This window comes from Nitrosomonas limosa (assembly GCF_054188085.1).
In genome coordinates this window covers 1,222,657-1,243,828 of the sequence record NZ_CM135180.1, presented here as the reverse complement: position 1 = coordinate 1,243,828, position 21,172 = coordinate 1,222,657, and the positions used below count along the sequence as shown (strand labels likewise).

The 21,172-nt window shown below is 47.3% G+C and carries 16 protein-coding genes and 2 tRNA genes; 11 read left to right on the top strand and 7 right to left on the bottom strand.

From position 1 onward, the window contains the following. Positions 1-31 precede the first annotated feature (31 nt). The 7 genes from ACV7NC_RS05590 to ACV7NC_RS05560 form a co-directional block, all read right to left on the bottom strand. Positions 32-3,289: a type I restriction endonuclease subunit R gene (locus ACV7NC_RS05590; RefSeq protein WP_458154518.1), complete on the bottom strand. Its 3,258-nt coding sequence runs from the start codon at positions 3,287-3,289 to the stop codon at positions 32-34. After that, positions 3,282-3,656 (bottom strand): type II toxin-antitoxin system VapC family toxin, encoded by a 375-nt coding sequence (locus ACV7NC_RS05585; RefSeq protein WP_458154517.1) that lies wholly within the window; start codon positions 3,654-3,656, stop codon positions 3,282-3,284. Before ACV7NC_RS05585 ends, ACV7NC_RS05590 begins: the two co-directional genes overlap by 8 nt. Positions 3,657-3,664: 8 nt before the next feature. Beyond that, on the bottom strand, positions 3,665-3,859 hold the full coding sequence (locus tag ACV7NC_RS05580; RefSeq protein WP_458154516.1) for a type II toxin-antitoxin system VapB family antitoxin: 195 nt from the start codon (positions 3,857-3,859) through the stop codon (positions 3,665-3,667). A gap of 78 nt (positions 3,860-3,937) precedes the next feature. Then, positions 3,938-4,690: a transposase gene (locus ACV7NC_RS05575; protein WP_458154515.1), complete on the bottom strand. Its 753-nt coding sequence runs from the start codon at positions 4,688-4,690 to the stop codon at positions 3,938-3,940. A 66-nt stretch (positions 4,691-4,756) separates the two neighbouring features. Beyond that, on the bottom strand, positions 4,757-5,923 hold the full coding sequence (locus tag ACV7NC_RS05570; protein WP_458154514.1) for a restriction endonuclease subunit S: 1,167 nt from the start codon (positions 5,921-5,923) through the stop codon (positions 4,757-4,759). After that, complete coding sequence (locus ACV7NC_RS05565) at positions 5,916-7,583, bottom strand: N-6 DNA methylase (protein ID WP_458154513.1); 1,668 nt, start codon at positions 7,581-7,583, stop codon at positions 5,916-5,918. Before ACV7NC_RS05565 ends, ACV7NC_RS05570 begins: the two co-directional genes overlap by 8 nt. A 439-nt stretch (positions 7,584-8,022) precedes the next feature. Next, positions 8,023-8,113 (bottom strand) — tRNA-Ser (locus tag ACV7NC_RS05560). 206 nt (positions 8,114-8,319) lie between these two features. On the opposite strand from ACV7NC_RS05560, the gene ACV7NC_RS05555 reads away from it, so the two are divergent. The 11 genes from ACV7NC_RS05555 (at position 8,320) to lon (ending at position 21,172) form a co-directional block, all read left to right on the top strand. Then, entirely contained in the window at positions 8,320-10,131 is a 1,812-nt protein-coding gene (locus ACV7NC_RS05555; protein WP_458154512.1) for an ATP-binding protein, read from the top strand. A 122-nt stretch (positions 10,132-10,253) separates the two neighbouring features. Continuing rightward, positions 10,254-10,709 (top strand): NUDIX hydrolase, encoded by a 456-nt coding sequence (locus ACV7NC_RS05550; protein WP_458154511.1) that lies wholly within the window; start codon positions 10,254-10,256, stop codon positions 10,707-10,709. Continuing rightward, positions 10,699-11,793 carry a tRNA 2-thiouridine(34) synthase MnmA gene (mnmA, locus tag ACV7NC_RS05545; RefSeq protein ID WP_458154510.1) on the top strand — a complete coding sequence of 365 codons (1,095 nt, stop codon included), beginning with the start codon at positions 10,699-10,701 and terminating at the stop codon, positions 11,791-11,793. Before ACV7NC_RS05550 ends, mnmA begins: the two co-directional genes overlap by 11 nt. A gap of 321 nt (positions 11,794-12,114) precedes the next feature. Next, positions 12,115-12,405 carry a co-chaperone GroES gene (gene groES, locus ACV7NC_RS05540; RefSeq protein ID WP_458154509.1) on the top strand — a complete coding sequence of 97 codons (291 nt, stop codon included), beginning with the start codon at positions 12,115-12,117 and terminating at the stop codon, positions 12,403-12,405. 62 nt (positions 12,406-12,467) lie between these two features. Then, the gene (gene groL / locus ACV7NC_RS05535; RefSeq protein ID WP_458154508.1) at positions 12,468-14,117 is read left to right on the top strand and encodes a chaperonin GroEL; all 1,650 of its coding nucleotides are present in this window, start codon (positions 12,468-12,470) and stop codon (positions 14,115-14,117) included. A 165-nt stretch (positions 14,118-14,282) separates the two neighbouring features. Continuing rightward, the gene (locus tag ACV7NC_RS05530; RefSeq protein WP_458154507.1) at positions 14,283-15,029 is read left to right on the top strand and encodes a YciK family oxidoreductase; all 747 of its coding nucleotides are present in this window, start codon (positions 14,283-14,285) and stop codon (positions 15,027-15,029) included. Positions 15,030-15,103: 74 nt separating this feature from the next. Beyond that, a tRNA-Leu gene (locus ACV7NC_RS05525) sits at positions 15,104-15,188 on the top strand. Between the two features lie 102 nt (positions 15,189-15,290). After that, on the top strand, positions 15,291-16,598 hold the full coding sequence (tig, locus tag ACV7NC_RS05520; RefSeq protein ID WP_458154505.1) for a trigger factor: 1,308 nt from the start codon (positions 15,291-15,293) through the stop codon (positions 16,596-16,598). A gap of 1 nt (position 16,599) precedes the next feature. After that, entirely contained in the window at positions 16,600-17,238 is a 639-nt protein-coding gene (clpP, locus tag ACV7NC_RS05515; protein WP_458154504.1) for an ATP-dependent Clp endopeptidase proteolytic subunit ClpP, read from the top strand. A 65-nt stretch (positions 17,239-17,303) separates the two neighbouring features. Next, the gene (gene clpX / locus ACV7NC_RS05510; RefSeq protein WP_458154503.1) at positions 17,304-18,578 is read left to right on the top strand and encodes an ATP-dependent Clp protease ATP-binding subunit ClpX; all 1,275 of its coding nucleotides are present in this window, start codon (positions 17,304-17,306) and stop codon (positions 18,576-18,578) included. Between the two features lie 182 nt (positions 18,579-18,760). Next, positions 18,761-21,172: an endopeptidase La gene (gene lon, locus ACV7NC_RS05505; RefSeq protein ID WP_458154502.1), complete on the top strand. Its 2,412-nt coding sequence runs from the start codon at positions 18,761-18,763 to the stop codon at positions 21,170-21,172.

The window sequence follows — 21,172 nt, the reverse complement described above, 5'->3', positions numbered from 1 at the left end:
GATCGCCTCGTTTTAGTCATTACGGAAGTCATTAAGCTGCCAATTCAGCAGCAATTTTCTCTGCCTGTTCTATCACCATTTCCGTTGCCAATAATTGCATATCCGGCGGATAACCGTATTGCTTCAGCGTTCGTTTGACAATGACTTTCAGCTTGGCTCTGACGCTTTCTTTGATGGTCCAGTCGATCGAGGCATTCTGACGGACACGCTGGGTTAAAACGATGGCCAGTTCACGTAATTGGTCGTTTTGCATCAATTCGCGGGCGCTATCGTTGCTGGCGACGGCGGTATAAAACGCATATTCGTAATTCGACAAATGCAGTTTCTCGGCTTCCTTGTCCGAGGCGATGATCTCCTTGCTGATCTTGATCAATTCTTCAATCACTTCGGCAGCGGTTAAAACCTTGTTGTGGTATTTATTGATGGTATTCTCGAGCATTTCCATCAAGGTTCTGCTGTGCGTCAGATTGGTTTTGGCGCGCACCGTCAATTCATCGTTGAGCAATTTCCGCAAGACTTCCATCGCCACATTCTTATGCTGGTGGCCTCTCAGTTCTTCCAGGAAATCGTCGGATAGAATCGAAATGTCGGGTTTCTTGAGTCCAGCGGCATCGAAGATATCGATGACTTGTTCCGATACCAGCGCCCGGTCGATGACCTGCCGGATCGTGGTTTCGATCGCTTCATCGGTGTTGCCGCCGCCGCTGCTGTCGAATTTGGCCAAACGCGCTTTCACCGCCTGAAAGAAAGCCACTTCATCCTTTACGTCCAGTGCTTGTTCATGCGGAATAGCGATGGCAAAAGCCTGAGAAATCGCGGCGACTTCATTGATATAACGTCTCTTGCCGTCGTCCAAGCCCAGAATATGATCTTCAGCCGCCAGAATGAGTGCCAGTTTTTGCGAAGTGTCGGCTGCAAAGTAATCCTGATACGCAAAACCATGGTACATCGCCGCTACCACTTCGAGTTTTTCCTGCATGAGCTGTACCGCTTGCTCCTGCATCAAGGTCGGATCGCCTTTGCCGCCGGCATCGGAATAAAATGACAATGCTTCTCTCAAATCCGAAGCGATGCCGAGATAATCCACCACCAACCCGCCGGGTTTATCGCCATACACACGGTTCACCCGTGCAATGGCTTGCATCAGGTTGTGACCTTTCATCGGTTTGTCGATATAGAGCGTGTGCATGGCGGGCGCATCAAATCCGGTCAGCCACATGTCGCGCACGATCACCAGCTTCAGTTCATCGCTGTTATCCTTCATGCGCTCGGCCAGTAGCTTGCGCTGTTGCTTGGTGGTGTGGTGCTTCGCCATGACCGGGCCATCGGACGATGCCGCCGTCATCACCACCTTGATCGCGCCTTTGTTCAGGTCATCGGAATGCCATTGCGGCCGCAGCTTGACGATCTCACTGTACAGATCGGCCGCAATGCGGCGCGACATGCACACGATCATGCCCTTGCCGGCAAACACTTCCTGCCGTGCATCAAAATGGTTGACGATATCCTGCGCGATGTTTTGGATGCGTCGCTCGCTGCCGATCAGCGCTTCCATCTGCGTCCACTTGGTTTTGGCTTTTTGCGTATCGGTCAGTTCGTCCTGATCCAGCTCATCATCCAGCTCTTTGATCAGCTTTCTGCCTTCCTCGCTCAGCGCGACTTTTGCCAAGCGGCTTTCATAGTAGATGCGCACCGTCGCGCCGTCTTCCACCGCTTGCGCAATATCGTAAATATCCACATAGCTGCCGAATACCGCCGGGGTGTTGACGTCGGTTTTTTCAATCGGTGTGCCGGTAAAACCGAGATAAGTGGCATTCGGCAATGCATCGCGCAGATACTTGGCAAAACCGTACACTACTTTCTTGCCGATCACTTCGCCGTCGGCATTCTTATCGTCCACCGTTTTGGCCGAGAATCCATATTGCGTGCGGTGCGCTTCGTCGGCAATGACCACGATGTTGCGGCGATCCGAAAGCGCTTCATACACGTTACCTTGGTCCGGCTGGAATTTCTGAATCGTGGTGAAAATCACGCCGCCGGAAGCTACGCGCAGCAGTTCTTTGAGTTGTTGGCGGTTTTCGACTTGTTTCGGCTCCTGCCGCAGCAGTTGTTTGCACGCGGCAAAAGTATCGAATAGCTGATCGTCCAAGTCGTTGCGGTCGGTAATCACCACAATCGTCGGATTATTCAGCGCCAGTACGATCTTGCCGGTATAAAACACCATCGACAGCGATTTGCCGCTGCCTTGCGTATGCCACACCACACCGGCCTTTTTATCGCCCTTGGGTTGCTGCGCGACATCTGGCAATCCATAGCGGGCCGGGCTTTGCATGACTTTTGAACTCAAACCGATATCTGCTGCACGCAAGGTTGAAGCCACGGCGGCATTCACCGCGTAGTATTGGTGATAGGCGGCAATCTTTTTCACCGTATGGATGCTGATCACACCGGTGTGCGGATCTTCCTTCTTGGATTGCTCGAATACCACAAAATGCCGCACCAGATCGAGCAAGGTTTTTTTATTCAGCATCCCATTGATCAACGTTTCCAATTCCGGCCGTGGGGGCGCATTGCATGCGCCCTGATGGTTTTCATCATACCCACGAGGGCGCATGCAATGCGCCCGTACGTCATCGGGAATTTTCCAGGTCATGAAGCGGCTGAAGCCCGCTGACAACGAACCGGCTTTGGCTTCCAGTCCGTCTGAAATCACTAACAAGGCGTTATAAGTAAACAAACCGGGGATGCTGCGTTTGTAGGTTTCCAGTTGCCGGAATGCGGATTGGATGCTGGCGTTTTCATCGGCGGCATTTTTCAGCTCGATCACCACCAGCGGTATGCCATTCACAAACAGCACCAGATCGGGGCGCTTGTTCTGGTTATTCTCGATCACGGTGAACTGATTGGCCACGATAAATTCGTTATTGCCGGGGATCTCGAAATCAATCAGCCAGACGATATCGCCGCGCTCATGGCCTTCGTGCTGGGTGCTGACTTTGACACCCTCGGTCAGCAGGCGATGGAAGGTTTCATTATTGATCAGTAATTCAGGGGAGTGAATGCGCTCCACTTCTTTCAAGGCTGCCTGCAATGCCGCGCCGGTGATACCCAGATTAATGCGCTGCAATGCTTTCTCCAGCCGTCCGGTGAGCAGTATTTCGTCGTAGCGTCTGCGTTCGGGATGATCGCCATCGGGGGAAATATCAGGCGCGTAGATATGACTGTAACCAAGCTGCTGAAACAGTTTGATCGCCAATGCTTCGATGGCCGATTCGGTGAGTTTAGTCATGGTGAACCGGCGCCGCCAAATTAAGCCGGTTGGCGGCTGCCAGAAGCCGCTTATCCAATGTCCACAACCGGGTATTGCCGGATAACCGTGCCGAAGCCAGCAAATGCGCATCGATCAGTCCGATGCCCAAGCCATATAAAGCATGTTTCTCGATGAAAACATTCACTTCATCGGTAAAAGCAACGGGAGCCTGCGGCAAGTTATCCAGCGCAGACAGAATGACTTCACGCTGGCGCAAATTGCCCAGTGCCAGTTCGCCGCGGACAAAGGGATGGCTTAATACGCTGTTCCCGGTCAGCAGGCGGACTAACTGCGGATCGTTATTGCGTAGATGGTTAATCCAGACCGAGGTATCGACCAGAATCATTGCGGCAGTTATTCGCGGGTTTGCCGGCGAGGAATGGCTTCCAGTTGCGGTTCGGTGGCGCCCAAATTGGCCAGCCTCTTAGCGCTTTCGCGCTCGATCAGCGCTTTCAAGGCTTCTTTAACCAACGCGGATTTTTCCTGTACTTGGGTCAACGCTTGCGCTTTTTTCAGTAATTCGTCATCCAATACGATGGTGGTTCTCATGCTTTACCTCCAGATAGATCATCGAATGATGCGCTTTGTTGTGCATGAAGGCAAGTAGGAGCCAATAATCATTGGCCCTTAAACATGATAGGTATCCGTTTCCCAGCGCTGCGGATTGGTTTGAATATAGTCCGCGATTGCCAGGTAAGCAACCTCATTGCGGATAATGTGCTCGTAATAATTGCGCTGCCAGAACCGTTGGCCGGAGGTGCCCGTTATCGCATTAAGCCGTTTGGTCACCGACGATTTAAATCCCCGCACAACATCCCCCACCGTTGGGGCGCGTTGCACCGTTGATGTGGGTGGTGCTGTAGGGGCGCGTTGCACGCGCCCTGGTTGCACGCGCCCTGGTTGTTCATCCGAGTCCGCAGATTCATGCGGGTGCGTGCCATCGGGACGGATGTAATCCGGGCGCATGCCATGCGCCCCTACGAGCTGGATGATGCCGTGGACGTGATTGGGCATGATGACAAATTCGTGCAATACGATGTGGGAACGGATACGTTCGGTTTTGCGCCATTCTTCATCCGCGACCATCCCCCATTCATTCAATTGCATCTCGCCGTCAACGATTTTCCCAAACAACGGCAATCGATCGTGCGTGCAGATGGTAATGAAATACAAACCGGCCTGGGAATAATCATAACCCTGCAAGCGAATCGATTTGCGACGATGAATGGTTGGGTTGTAGGTCATGGTATCTGGGGGAAATTTCGCATTGAACCATTTACATTGATTAACCGGCAATTCAAACCGGCGAACAACGTCCCCACCGTAGGGGCGCGTTGCACGCGCCCTGGTTGTCGCGGCTGCGGCCTGGTTGCAAACCATCCGTGCATTCGAGGTGCATTGGGGGCGTATTTTGGGTGCGCATTTAGGGGCGCATGCAATGCGCCCCTACGAATAATCGACCCGCACCTCGCCGCTCATCAGTTTGGGGAGCAGGGTGTCGCGCAGGGTTTCGAGATTTGCAATTTGCTCTAAATTAGAACAAATCTTATTCAATGAAGAAAAAACAACTTCATTAAAGCGTTCAATAGAATAAGAATCTGGAATAGCTATTGGATAATTCTTTAGTGTTGTCCAATCAGTTCTTGGCATTCGCGTACCTCCAGAACCCAAGTTTGCGTATTCAACTACATCACTCTGGAAAAATGCGAAAAGACAAAAAGCAAACATTTCTGATTTTATAGGCCTAATTACCAAAATATCTGTTGAGCAAATTCCTGAAAATGGTGCGAAACAAACTTTATGAAAATATGGGCGTAATTTGCCAAATAAGACATCGTATTTCTGAAATGCATACTTATTACTATTAACTTCAGAACCGAAACCATATTGTTTCAGTGAAATATTTCTTTGGTCAATGTGCTCTAAACCAATATATTTTGATTCTGATTTTAAATCAGATGTTTTCACGGTTTCTTTAATATTAAACGCAATATCCGCTAAACAGCCTTCTTTGAAATTTGCTCTTTCCTCCACAAACCACTGCCTGAACAGCGTTTCAGCCATGGCTTCGAGGGTTTTGTTCTGGCGGTGCAGCAGGTCGATTTTGTCGTCAAGGCTGCTGAGGACGGACGCAATGGCTTTTTGTTCTTCAAGTGGAGGTAAATTAATTTTATAACTCAACAATGCATTTATCTGCATATTTGGTTGTGTTGATGTTCCACCAGAAATAGATTCTATAAAATCATTATAGGTGGATGATCTGAAGTTGTAATACAAGTAATCTGAATGACATTTTTCACAATCAACTCTTATTCGAATGAGGCCATTATTCAGCACAGCATTTAGATTCTCTTTAATTATTAAATTTACACCAATTGATGCGCCTGTTCTGGCAACAATAATGTCATTCGCTCTTAATTGAAATTTTTCAAAGTTTCTTTTCTCAACTTCAGTGTTACCCCAATCATCGTATTTTTTTCTCTGCGATACGTCTTGTATACGTAGACATTTAATACCAGTATCTCTCTCGACGATAGGCGCGCGTTTTATCGCATCTAGCCCTGTGTTAGCTGATTTAACGACTTTGCCGATAGGTACAAAATTTCTACTCATTAATAACAATTCTCGCCAAACTTTCAACAATTGCTTTGTTCAATGCCGCTTCTTCCTGCAACTGCGCCTCGAATTCCGCCTTCAACGCGGCAAAACGTTCGGGGAAATTAAAATCGTCTTCTTCGTCCGGCAGACCGACGTAACGGCCCGGTGTCAGCACGTAATCCAGTTCGGCGACGCGCGAAATCGGCACCGACGCGCAAAACCCCCGCACATCCCCGTAGGGGCGGATTGCATCCGCCCGCATTGCATCCGCCCCAATTGCATCCACCCGAATTGCATCCGTCGCCCCGATTGCATGCGCCCCTGTTGCATCATCAGGGCGCGTGCAACGCGCCCCTACGGGTGGGGATGGATCGCTCGTGCGCCAGGTGTGGTAGGTGTCGGCAATTTTCTGGATGTCGTCGTGCGACAATTCGCGCGTGCGGCGGTTGATCAGGTGGCCGAGGTTGCGGGCGTCGATGAACAGAATTTCATTGCTGCGCGGATGGCCGTTGTTGCGGGCGCGGTTCAGAAACCACAGCGCCGCCGGAATTTGCGTATTCAGAAACAATTTGGCGGGCAGATTGACGATGCAGTCGATCAGATTACCCTCGGCGATCAGATTTTTGCGGATGTCGCCTTCTCCGGAGGTTTTGGAGGTGAGGGCGCCTTTAGCCAGGACCACGCCGGCGATGCCGGTGGGTGACAGGTGATAAACGAAATGCTGCAACCAGGCGAAGTTGGCGTTGCCGGGTGGTGGCGTGCCGTATTGCCAGCGCGCGTCGCCGCGCAGTTGTTCGCCGCTCCAGTCGCTGACGTTGAACGGCGGGTTGGCGATGATGAAATCGGCTTTTAGGTCTTTGTGCGCGTCGTTCAGGAACGAACCTTCGTTGTTCCATTTCACTTGTGAGCTGTCGATGCCGCGGATGGCGAGGTTCATTTTCGCCAGCCGCCAGGTGGTCTGATTGCTTTCCTGGCCATAGATGGAGATATCGTCGATGCGGCCTTGGTGTTCTTCGACGAATTTTTCCGATTGTACGAACATGCCGCCGGAGCCGCAGCATGGATCGAATACTCGCCCTTTGTACGGTTCGAGCATATTCACCAGCAATTCGACGATGCTGCGCGGGGTGTAGAACTGGCCGCCTTGCTTGCCTTCGGCCAAAGCGAATTCGCCGAGGAAGTATTCAAACACATGACCGAGCACGTCGCGGCTGCGCGCTTTGGCATTGCCGAGCGCGATATTGCCGATCAGGTCGATCAATTCACCCAAGGACGTGGGATCGAGGTTTTGCCGTGCGTAGACTTTCGGCAGCACGCCTTTGAGCGAGGGATTTTCCTGCTCGATCGCATCCATCGCCGCGTCTACATGCATGCCGATGTCGGGTTGCTTGGCGTGCGCGACCAGATGCGACCAGCGCGCTTCGGCGGGAACGAAGAACACGTTTTCCGCTTGGTATTCGTCCTTGTCTTCCGGATCGGCGCCGACCAGATCGCCTTCGCCTTTTGCCAGCCGGTCATATAATTCTTCGAACGCATCGGAAATGTATTTCAGGAATATCAGCCCCAGCACCACATGCTTGTATTCCGCCGCGTCGATGTTTTTGCGCAATTTGTCGGCGGCTCTCCACAGTTGTTTCTCCAATGGCTCTTCTTTGGTTGCTTTCGGTTTAGCCATGGTTTTTTATTCTTTCCTTTGGTTATGGGTATAGACATCACGATGCTTGAATTGGATTGCGACCCTACAGCATCAACAAGCTATCAATAGCAGAACATTTAAGAAAGGTCAAAATAGGATAGCCTGACAATATTCATGCATAGAAATATCTTGATGAAAGAGTCATCTATTTTTTGTCGGCAAACTGGCACCTATAAAGTAGCGATATGACGGTGTAACTTGGATCGCCTGGTGCGCGAATAATTGACTTAACTTTGAAGAAAAAGTGGAAAAATAACTAAGAGGTTACGCAAATGGCTTGAGAAGTTGTGAAAAAGCTTTCATCGCCAAAAAATCGAAGCCGGAAAAGGGGATATGCCGCTGCTCGATAAACCAGCAAAATTCGTTAATAGATGGGTAATAGAATTTTTATTATCTAAGTTGTTGATATTAAAAATTCTGGCGGAGGCGGTGAGATTCGAACTCACGGTAGAGTCACCCCTACGGCAGTTTTCAAGACTGCTGCCTTAAACCAGCTCGGCCACACCTCCCGGTTACGTCAGTTGCGAATCATACCTTTTAGCGCTGCTTTTGGCTAGTTGCTTCAAGCGTAATTTATGCGCTTAAACCGAGCGACTCTGCGATTCCAGAAAAATTATTCGATTCTTTGTAGTGCGGGTAATTAGCCTGTTACCGGTTATCCCGGTTCTTCAGATACAATTTCATGGAATAAGAACTTATTCCAAAAGGAAATGGTATGTGGTTGGATCCCGAGGTGGCGCGCCTTGCAGCGGTACGGATGAGCACTAACCACGATATGGTGCAGCGGATGCGGTTGGGCGGTTTATTTTATGTGCTGTGTTGCAGTGCTTCGCTCTTGATGTCTCCGGAACTAACCGCCCAGCCCTACATTTGGGGTTTTGAAGTTTTTTTTATCGTATTGGCAATTTTACGGCTGTTGATTTACCGGTATGCAGCAAAATTCAGTCATGAAAAGCAAGTATTGCTGGAATTCGCGATTGCTGCAATTTACGTGGCAACGGCTTTAACTTGGGGGAGTTTGCTGGTTTGGATTTTCTTTTCCATTAAAACAATTGATACCGGTGCTGCATTGGCGGTTATCGCCACAGTGGGATTCGTCGCGGGCGGCATTGCGGCGACAGCGCCGCGCATCCGGCTGATGCTGGTTTTTGCCGTATTGATTTATTTACCAAGCCTTATCGGCCTGGCGGTATTTATCCCCGATGAAGGCCGTTGGGTACTGATGACGATCGGCTCGGCTTATTTTATTTTTCTGATTCACAATGGCAAGTTGCAGCATCAGAATTATTGGATTGCAAGGGGGCAGGCGGTTTTATTGCAGCAGCAAGCGGCCGATTTGGAACAAGCGCGCGTGCAAGCGGAAAATGCCAATAAAGCCAAATCGGCCTTTTTGGCGGCGATGAGCCATGAGATCCGAACACCGATGAATGGCGTGCTGGGAATGACCGAGATATTGGCAATGACGGCTTTAAATCCTGAACAGAGAAATTATTTGAATGTCATTCGCGATTCGGGACGGACACTACTGCGTGTGATCGATGACATTCTGGATTTTGCGAAAATAGAAGCCCACAAGCTGACGATTATTGATCGCACCTTTGATCTGAATATTCTGATCGGCGAGGTTGAATTGTTGTTCCGCCAGAAAGCCAAGGAGACATCGTTAAATTTCATCGTGACTCGCGATGGTATAAGCCGGAACCAATTGACCGGCGATCCGGACCGGATTAAACAAATTCTATTTAACTTGCTCGGAAACGCGTTTAAGTTTACGCAACAGGGGGAGGTTAAGCTATCGGTGCAGTGTAAGCCGGTTTCCGGGCAGGATGGTGTGGAATTGGAATTAACAGTAGCGGATACCGGCATCGGTATTTCCGCCGAGCATCAAACGCAGTTGTTCCAGGAATTCACGCAAGTAGGCGAAACCACCCGGCATGTCCAAGGGACCGGTTTGGGTTTGGCAATCACCCGTAATTTGCTGACATTGATGGGCGGGGAGATCTCGCTGACCAGCGAAATCGGCAAGGGATCTCAATTTCGTGCGCGGATTCCGCTGAAATATGCGCCGGTCGAAGCAACATCGGCATGGCAGGGCGATCCGGTTGGAACCGAGTCTCAGGTTATCGGCGAATATCGTCCGCGGGTATTGGTGGTGGAAGATAACCAAGTCAATCAAATGATCAGCAAAGCGATGCTGGAGCGGATGCAATGTGAAGTGGTGATGACTTGTGATGGCGCTGAAGCGGTGCGAGCCTATCAGGCGCAGCCTTTCAATTTGATTTTGATGGATTGCAATATGCCGGTGATGGATGGATTTGAAGCAACGCGGCAGATACGACGCTTGGAACAACAACAAAACAAGCCGCCGATTCCCATCGTGGCGCTGACAGCACATGCCTACGAGCACATCCGCAATGAATGTTTCGATGCGGGAATGAATGCGCATCTCAGCAAACCTTTCAGTTATGAACAACTGAAAAAATTACTGCAGCAATATGTCTCGGCTCAATCGCCTGCATTGGATTAATCGCCGTAGCCTCAATTAATCGTAACCGGAAATAGCGTATCAATGCGATAATTGTGATTGCGTTTGCTTATGTGCTGCAATGAAGCGCGGGGCGCATCCCTTTTTTCATTTCGCTAGAAGCTATGATTTGGAAACCCAGTGTGACAGTTGCGACTGTCGTGGAACAAGATGGAAAATATTTATTGGTCGAGGAAGAACCCGAAGCCGGACTCGGTTTGTTTTTCAATCAACCGGCGGGACATCTGGACCCCGGCGAGTCGATTATTCAGGGCGCTATCCGGGAAACCCTCGAGGAGACTGCGTATACCTTTGCGCCGGATTATTTATTGGGTATTTACCAATGGCATTCGCAGCGTGCCGGAATTACTTATATCCGGTTCGCGTTCGCTGGCCGGGTGACGCATCACGATCCGTTGCGGGTGCTTGATACCGGTATTGTCCGGGCGGTTTGGCTGAGTTTTGATGAGATCCTGCGCGAGAGCTACCGGCATCGCAGTCCGCTGGTCATGCAATGCATCCAGGATCATCGTGCCGGTAAGCGCTATCCCTTGGAATTGCTGACGCATTATGAATCCTGATTCGACAAAAAAATACCGGGTTGTGGTGGGGATGTCCGGCGGCGTTGATTCTTCCGTGGCCGCTTATTTGCTGAAGCGGCAGGGCTACGATGTGGCGGGTTTGTTCATGAAGAACTGGGAAGATGACGATACTGATGAATATTGCTCTTCCCGCCAGGATTTTCTGGATGCGGTATCGGTTGCGGATGTGCTTGATATCCCGATTGAAGTCGTGAATTTTTCTGCGGAGTATAAAGACCGGGTGTTTTCACATTTTCTCGCGGAATATCAAGCCGGGCGAACACCGAATCCCGATGTGCTATGCAACGCCGAAATTAAATTCAAAGCTTTTCTGGATCACGCGAATGAACTGGGAGCGGATTATATTGCGACCGGACACTATGCGCAGGTGCGCAAGATCGACAAGTCTTTTCAGTTGCTGAAAGGCGAAGATGGCAGCAAAGATCAAAGCTATTTCCTGTATCGTTTGAATCAAGTGCAATTGGCGAACACACTTTTTCCAATCGGGCATCTGTACAAACGTGAGGTGCGCGCCATCGCAAAAGAGGCGAATCTGCCGAATTTCTCGAAGAAAGACAGTACCGGTATTTGCTTTATCGGGGAGCGTCCGTTTCGCGAATTTCTCAATCGCTATTTGCCGCATGAACCGGGAGAGATCCAAACACCCGATGGTCAAGTGGTTGGCCGGCATCTCGGATTGATGTACTACACTATCGGGCAGCGGCAAGGATTAGGTATCGGCGGCACACGCAGCGGTACCGATGAGCCGTGGTTCGTATCCGCCAAAGATATGGCGCGGAATGTTCTTATAGTCGTTCAGGGCCATGATCATCCGGATTTATTTAAACCATCCCTCAGCGCCACGGATTTAACCTGGATAAGCGGAAAAGCGCCTCATTGTAATTGGGTCTATGCCGCCAAGACTCGTTATCGCCAAGCCGATGCGCCGTGCACAATCAGCACTTTGACGCCGGACCGTTGCCAAGTTGATTTTGCGCAAAACCAATGGGCCGTGACGCCCGGTCAATCGGTTGTGATTTACGAAAGCAAAGTGTGTTTGGGTGGCGGAATCATTACCGGCTAGAGCGATTTGACTTTTTAGCTCTGAACGTTTAGTCAATTGTCCGCACTCGCCGCTTAAATCTTGCAAGTTGTAACTAACATTAACCTGCGGCATTCTAATCATTGCTCATTTGAAATAAATCATAAATTTAATAGGTTATGATTTTTTTTGCTACCGGCCCTTGAAATTCTGAAGCACAATCCCTATTATCAGCACTCATAGTTTGAGAGTGCTAACATTTATCTAAATTGGCACCCTGACTTTTTGGTGATTTCAAGAAAAATGTGCTGCTGCGCGGCGGCATCTAAGAGTGGATCCATTATTTTTACAGGAGAAAACAGTATGAAAATTCGTCCTTTGCATGATCGTGTGATTGTCAAGCGATTGGAAGATGAACGTAAGACCGCTTCTGGGATTGTTATTCCCGATTCTGCGGCTGAAAAACCGGATCAAGGTGAAATATTGGCTGTTGGCAAAGGAAAAGTCGGTGACGATGGAAAACTGCGTCCGATGGAAGTTAAAGTGGGCGATAAAGTATTGTTCGGAAAATATGCCGGTCAGACGGTTAAGGTTCATGGCGAAGAGCTATTAGTCATGAGAGAAGAAGATATTATGGGTGTGATTGAAGGGTAATTGCGTCGGTTCGGTGACTTGCTATAGATAATGTATTGTTGAGAGATTAGGAGAGAAAAGTTATGTCAGCAAAAGAAGTGAAATTTCATGATTCAGCACGGCATAAAATGGTGGTTGGTGTCAATGTTCTGGCTGATGCAGTTAAAGTCACACTAGGTCCTAAAGGACGCAATGTGGTGCTGGAACGCTCATACGGCGCTCCAACCATTACAAAAGACGGGGTTTCGGTTGCCAAAGAAATCGAACTGAAAGATAAGTTCGAAAATATGGGCGCGCAAATGCTGAAAGAAGTTGCCAGCAAAACCTCCGATGTGGCAGGTGATGGAACGACAACGGCGACTGTATTGGCGCAAGCGATTGTTAAAGAAGGCATGAAGTTTGTGGCCGCCGGCATGAATCCAATGGATCTGAAACGCGGAATTGATAAAGCGGTCAGCGCGGCAGTTGAAGAATTAAAAAAACTGTCCAAGCCATGTGCAACGGCAAAAGAAATTGCGCAAGTTGGCAGTATTTCCGCTAACTCCGATACCGAGATCGGTAAGATCATTGCCGATGCCATGGATAAAGTCGGCAAGGAAGGCGTAATCACAGTGGAAGACGGTTCCGGGTTGCAGAACGAATTGGAAGTGGTGGAAGGTATGCAATTTGATCGCGGTTACTTGTCGCCTTATTTCGTTAGCAGCGCGGAAAAACAAATCGCATTGCTGGATAATCCGTTCATTCTGTTGCACGATAAAAAGATTTCCAACATCCGTGATTTGTTGCCAGTGCTGGAACAAGTTGCCAAAGCCGGAAAACCGTTGTTGATTATTGCTGAAGATGTTGATGGCGAAGCACTGGCTACGCTGGTTGTGAATAACATACGCGGCATTCTCAAAACCTGTGCAGTTAAAGCACCAGGATTCGGTGATCGTCGTAAAGCCATGCTCGAAGATATCGCGATTCTTACCGGCGGTACCGTGATCGCTGAAGAAGTTGGCTTAACCTTGGAAAAAGCAACTTTGAACGACTTGGGTCAAGCCAAGCGGGTTGAAGTGGGTAAAGAAAATACCACGATTATTGACGGTGCCGGTAATGCCGCCAATATCGAGGGCCGCGTCAAGCAGATTCGTACGCAAATCGAAGAAGCAACCAGCGACTATGATCGGGAAAAACTGCAAGAGCGCGTGGCTAAGCTTGCTGGCGGTGTTGCTTTGATTAAAGTCGGTGCCGCAACCGAAGTTGAAATGAAAGAGAAAAAAGCCCGTGTTGAAGATGCATTGCATGCGACACGCGCGGCAGTTGAAGAAGGCGTGATTCCCGGAGGCGGCGTCGCTTTGTTGCGCACGGTCCCGATTGTCAAGAAACTGAAAGGCGATAATCACGATCAAGATGCCGGTATTAAAATTGTATTGCGTTCTCTGGAAGAACCGTTACGCCAGATCGTGACCAATTGTGGCGATGAACCGTCGGTTGTAGTCAATAAAGTCACTGAAGGGCAAGGCAATTTTGGTTACAATGCGGCTACCGGTGAATATGGTGATTTAGTCGCAATGGGTGTGCTTGATCCGACCAAAGTAACTCGCTCGGCTTTACAAAATGCAGCATCAGTTGCAAGTTTGATGTTGACCACGGATGCGATGGTTGCTGAATTGCCTAAGGAAGAAGCTGCACCGGGCGGCGGTATGGGTGGTATGGGCGGTATGGGTGGTATGGGTGGTATGGATATGTAATTGCATAGCTCATAACTGCAGAGTCCAAGTTCATGATACTAAACAGACCCCGATTCTTTGGGGTCTGTTTTTTTATGGAGATCATCTGTCGAATGGAGGAATATCGGTGACTTTTTAACTGTAATTTTCGATTAAAAAATAATTTAACATGATAAATTCTGAGTTATGAATACATTGGAAAACTATTCCGCGTCTGCAGATTTGCTTAAGGATCGGGTAATTCTTGTTACAGGTGCGGGACAAGGTCTGGGCCGTGCGGCTGCGCTTGCTTTTGCGCGTTATGGAGCAACGGTGATACTTCACGGACGTAAGGTTAAGAAGTTAGAGGCTGTTTATGATGAGATTGAAGCAATCGGTAAAGCTCAGGCATTAATTTTTCCATTGGACTTCGAGCGTGCCGAAGAAAAGGATTATGCTCTGTTAACTCAAGCAATCGGGGAGCAGCTGGGGCGGCTCGATGGAATCTTGCATAATGCAGCTTTTCTGTATGACTTGAGTCCTTTGGAGTATCAAACGGCTGCTCAATGGCGAGCGATGTTCCAAATCAATCTAATAGCACCCTTTGCAGTAACGAAAGCATGCCTTCCCTTACTTAAAGCTTCACCCGATGCGAGCGTTATCATGACTTCCAGCACACAAGGCAATCAGCCAGCCGCCTATTGGGGAGGTTTTGCAGTGGCTAAGGCCGGTGTCGATGCGTTGGTAAAGATTCAAGCCGATGAATGGGAAGCGCTGCCTAATCTCCGCATCAATAGCATTGTGCCAGGTGTCGTGAATTCGCCGCAGCGAATAAAAACCCACCCCGGGGAGCTCAAAAGAACCATGCGGCAACCCGATGACTTAATGAACAATTACTTGTACTTGATGGGGCCTGATAGTAAAGGTATCAGTGGTAAGACTTTTTATTGCTAGCGGCTCTTTCAATTAAACGATCTGGCTGCGGTTGGTGGGATTAATAGGTATAATCGCCTGGAATATCAGGGAATGCGAAAGTGGCGGAATTGGTAGACGCACCAGATTTAGGTTCTGGCGCCGAGAGGTGTGGGGGTTCGAGTCCCCCCTTTCGCACCAAATGGGATCAGTGCTGAGAACCCGATTTATGAGTTTGAGATGAACAGTTGTCAGCTTTATCACTGAATATTTCTAAAAATAGTTAATCAGTCAGGAATTTTAATGGGATCAAATGTAGAAAATCTGGGTGCTTTGGAGCGCCGTTTTGATATCACGGTTTCTCGTGAAAATTTGCAGAACGAGATAGATAATCGATTGAAGCGGATTGCAAAAACAACAAAACTGCATGGTTTCCGGCCAGGAAAAGTTCCTTTGAAAATAGTTACACAAATGTACGGATTGCAGGTACAGCAAGATGTATTGAATGATGCCGTGCATAAAGAATTTAAGGAAGCGGTCAAAGAACATAATTTGCAAGTTGTGGGCTATCCACGTTTTGAGGAAAAGTTATCAGATGGTGATGCCGCCGCTATATATACTGTCAGCGCCACGTTTGAAATTTATCCCGAAATTGTCTTAGGCGATTTGAGCAAGCACAACATCGAACGCCCGGAAGTTCAAGTATCAGAGGCGGATATTGATAAAACTCTAGAGATGATTTGTAAACAGCGCACAACCTATGAATCTGTTGAAAGGCCGGCTAAAGCGGGTGACCGGGTCAAGATAAATTATCGTGGTATGATTGCTGGCAAGGATTTCGATGGCGGTTCAGCCAATGATGTGCAGTTGATACTAGGTGATGGAAAATTTCTCAAGGATTTTGAGAATTCATTAACTGGCATGAAACCAGGAGACGATAAATCGTTTGATGTCGTTTTTCCGGAAGATTATCATAATAAAGATCTTGCGGGAAAAACCGTTACCTTCGAAGTAAAACTTATTTCGCTTGAAGAGCCTGTAATACCAATAGTTGACGAAAATCTTGCCAAGTCGCTGGGTATTGATGATGGGGATTTGAGAAAATTGCGCGAGGGAATACAAAAAGATCTTGAGCGTGAAGTTTCAAGGAGAATCAGAACCAGGTTGAAAGAGCAAGTTATGCAGGTTTTACTGGATAGTACGCCGCTGGAAGTACCGAATATTTTAGTTAACCAAGAGATTGAACGGTTAATGCAGGATGCTAAGAACGATCTTGAAGCACGTGGAATGAAATCCAAAGAAATTCCCCTGTCAGCAGATCTGTTTAAAGGAAAAGCGGAGTATCGCATTAAGCTGGGTCTTATTCTATCGGAACTTGTTAAAGAACATGGGCTTAAAGCTACATCCGAGCAGGTGCGCAGTATTATCGAGGATGTAGCCCAGAGTTATGAAAATCCTGAACAAGTTGTAAAATGGCACTACGCTTCTCCAGATCGTTTGAAAGAAGCCGAAGCGCTTGCATTAGAAGAAAATGTTGTAAGTTGGGCTTTGGGAAAAATTAAACAGATCGACAAATCAGTATCTTTTGATGAGCTCATGGGAATCTCCTGAAATGATTCAATTAAATAATGATGTGAGAAATATAGAACCAATGAATCTGGGATTAATCCCAATGGTCATTGAGTCGAGCGGAAGAGGTGAGCGTGCGTATGATATCTATTCACGATTATTAAAAGAGAGAGTCATATTTCTCGTGGGGCCGGTTACGGAATCAAGTGCAAATCTGATAGTTGCGCAGTTATTATTTCTTGAGTCGGAGAATTCCGAGAAAGATATTTATTTATATATTAATTCTCCCGGGGGAATGGTGTCTGCGGGCATGGCAATATATGACACTATGCAATATATCAAACCGGATGTTAGTACCTTATGCATCGGGCAGGCTGCCAGCATGGGATCATTGTTATTAACCGCCGGTGCGAAAGGAAAAAGATACTGCTTGCCCAATTCGCGTGTCATGATTCATCAACCGCTGGGAGGTTTTCAAGGGCAGGCATCAGATATTGAAATACATGCACGGGAAATTTTATATCTCAAAGCGCGTCTAAACGAAATCCTAGCTAAACATACGGGTCGATCTGTTTCAGAAATTGAAAAGGATACAGATCGTGATAACTTTATGAGTGCAACTGAATCAGTTAGTTATGGTTTGGTTGATGCAGTGTTATCTCATAGAGACGAAAGTGCTTAATTAGCGGGATATTGCTTATTTTTTAAAATAAGAATTGTTAAACTCGATTAGGGTGGGAAAAGAATATGCCAGACAAAACGAGTGGTGAAAAGCTTCTTTATTGTTCTTTTTGCGGCAAGAGTCAGCATGAGGTACGAAAACTCATTGCAGGTCCTTCTGTATTTATTTGTGATGAATGTATTGATCTTTGCAATGACATTATCCGTGAAGAAATGCAAGGTGACGAAGCTACAAAGCTGGTTAAATCCAATTTACCCGTTCCGCGTGAAATCTGTCAGATACTCGATCAATATGTAATAGGACAAGAGTCGGCAAAAAAGATACTTTCTGTCGCAGTCTATAATCATTACAAGCGTTTAAGGAACGTCGTTAAATCGGAAGACGGTGACGACATCGAATTGTCCAAAAGTAATATTTTGCTGGTTGGACCTACGGGATCAGGTAAGACATTGCTTGCCCAAACGCTGGCTCGGCTGTTAGATGTTCCATTTATCATGGCCGATGCAACGGCACTAACAGAGGCGGGCTATGTTGGCGAAGATGTAGAAAACATTATTCAAAAGTTGCTGCAAAAATGTAATTATGATGCGGAGAAAGCGCAACGAGGTATTGTATACATTGACGAGATAGATAAAATTTCCCGTAAGTCCGATAACCCTTCAATAACTCGCGATGTTTCCGGTGAAGGTGTACAACAAGCATTGTTGAAATTGATTGAGGGAACAATTGCTATGGTTCCCCCTCAAGGAGGTCGGAAACATCCTAATCAAGAGTTTATTCAAGTCGATACAACCAACATTCTGTTTATTTGCGGTGGTGCGTTTGATGGATTGGATAAAGTGATCAGGGCACGTACCGAGAAAGGCGGAATCGGGTTTGGCGTTGAAGTAAAAAATTCTGCAAGTAGTAATGTGAACAAAGTTTTGCAACAAGTTGAACCGGAAGATCTTGTGAAGTTTGGATTGATACCTGAATTCGTTGGACGTTTGCCGGTTGTCGCTACACTCGAAGAACTCAATGAAGCAGCGTTAATTCAAATTCTTACAGAACCAAAGAATGCATTGGTTAAACAATATTGGAAGATGTTCAACATGGAAGGGGTGGATCTGGAATTTAGAGAACCAGCCTTAAAGGCCATAGCAAAAAGTGCTTTAACCCGGAAAACTGGTGCTCGCGGTCTACGCTCCATTCTGGAAGAGATATTGCTGGATATCATGTACGATTTGCCATCACTTGATAATGTATCGAAGGTTGTAATTGATTACAGTTCTTCAAATGGTGACATTAAACCGATTTTAATTTATTCAGATCAACCTAAAGTTGCAAAGCGTTCTAAATAAAAGTCTGTTAGTGTAACTGAAGGAACGCTGAGAGTGGGTAATAATTGTGTATTTTCACGTCTAATTACTGGATTAAAGCAGGTTCTTCTGTGCTAGTGTAGTCTGTGTATTTTGTAGATCCCGAGTTTCCCCGGGTTGCGCATATAGTTCATCCAATAGTTACGTTTTTTTTATAAGCCGATATGAATTCTTTATTAGAACACTCCGAACAATTAATACTACCGTTGCTTCCTTTGCGGGATGTGGTGGTTTTTCCACATATGGTCATTCCACTGTTTGTTGGGAGACAAAAGTCGATTAAAGCGCTCGAGTTGGCTATGGAGTCAAATAAAAATATACTTCTTGTGGCCCAAAAAATCGCATCAAAGGATGATCCTGCCCCTGAAGATCTCTATGAAGTATGCAGTATTGCCAGCTTGCTGCAGATGCTCAAGCTTCCTGACGGAACCGTCAAAGTTTTAGTGGAAGGTAATTATCGTGCTCGGATTCATGAGTTGATTGACTCCGAAACGCATTATTCAGGAAGAGCCTCGCAAATTGAAATTAATGTTGCTGATAATCCGGAAGCAGAGGCAATGCGGCGCGCTATCCTGACGCAATTCGATCAATATGTAAAACTCAATAAAAAGATACCTCCTGAAATCATTACATCAATGGGAGGTATTGATGATGCCGGGCGCTTAGTTGACACAATTGCAGCATATCTTCCGCTTAAACTGGAGCAGAAGCAGGAAGTTCTTGAGATATTTGATGTTCCAAAACGGCTGGAACATCTGCTTGGTTTGCTTGAGACTGAACTTGATATCCTGCAAGTGGAAAAAAGAATCCGCGGTAGAGTTAAGCGGCAAATGGAGAAAAGCCAACGTGATTATTACCTGAATGAACAGGTAAAAGCTATTCAAAAGGAATTAGGCGAAGGCGAAGATGGTGCGGATATTGAAGAAATTGAGAGAAAAATTAAATCCGCCCAAATGCCTAAAGATGCCCTTGCCAAAGCGGAATCCGAGTTAAAGAAACTGCGGTTGATGTCACCAATGTCAGCTGAAGCCACGGTAGTGCGTAACTATATTGATGCATTGGTTGCGTTACCTTGGAAGAAAAAAAGCAAGATTAACCAGGATTTAAAAGCAGCCGAGGATGCGCTGGAAAAAGATCATTACGGTTTGGAAAAAGTCAAAGAGCGGATTGTAGAGTATCTGGCAGTTCAGCAACGTGTTAACAAAATGAAAGCTCCGATTCTTTGCTTGGTTGGTCCTCCGGGTGTAGGTAAAACCTCACTGGGGCAATCGATTGCACATGCAACGAACCGCAAATTTGTGCGCATGTCGCTTGGCGGGGTGCGAGATGAGGCGGAAATACGCGGACATCGGCGGACTTATATCGGATCCATGCCGGGTAAAATTTTGCAGAATATGAGCAAGGTTGCGGTCAAGAACCCGTTATTTCTGCTTGATGAAGTGGATAAAATGGGAATGGACTTTCGAGGTGATCCATCTTCTGCGTTGCTTGAGGTACTCGATCCAGAGCAGAATAATACTTTTGTGGATCACTATGTCGAAGTGGAATACGATCTTTCAGATGTAATGTTTGTGGCGACTGCCAATACTTTGAATATCCCGCCTGCGCTTCTTGATCGTATGGAAGTGATTAAATTATCCGGTTATACGGAAGACGAGAAATTAAATATTGCTACTCGTTATCTGCTAACCAAACAGATGCGTAATCATGGGCTTAAAGAAAGTGAATTGACCGTCTCAGAATCCGCGCTTAGGGATATTGCGCGTTATTACACAAGAGAAGCAGGAGTGCGGGCAATGGAACGGGAGATTTCAAAAATCTGCCGGAAAGCTGTAAAGGCCTTATTGCTCAAGAAAGAAAAAGGCAAAGTGGCGGTGACATCGAAGAATCTCGATAAATTCCTGGGGGTGCGTCGCTATACCTACGGTATTGCCGAAGAAAAAAATCAAATCGGACAAGTTACCGGTCTGGCCTGGACAGAAGTCGGGGGTGAGTTGTTAACGATTGAAGCAGTGGTGCTGCCAGGCAAAGGCAAAACCATTACAACCGGCAAGTTGGGTGAAGTCATGCAGGAATCCATACAAGCGGCATTATCAGTAGTTCGGAGTCGTGCTCATATTTTTGGATTAGCGGAAGATTTCTATCAAAAGAACGATATTCATATCCACCTGCCGGAAGGTGCAACGCCGAAAGACGGTCCAAGCGCCGGAATTGGGATCTGTGTTGCGATGGTATCGGTGCTGACAAATATCGCTGTGCGTGCTGACGTGGCAATGACTGGTGAGATCACTCTGAGGGGCGAAGTGCTTCCTATCGGGGGATTGAAGGAAAAATTACTGGCGGCGCATCGTGGTGGTATCAAGGTCGTTATTATTCCTGAACAAAATGTTAAGGATCTGGCTGATATTCCAGCGAATGTAAAAAATCAACTAACGATTCATCCAGTTAAGTGGATCGATCAAGTACTTGATTTGGCATTGGAACATAAACCGGAATTGCTTCCAGCACCGATTCCACAACCGCCATTATCATCAGGTTCTGAAGAGCAGATTATTGAAACTGTCATTAAGCATTGA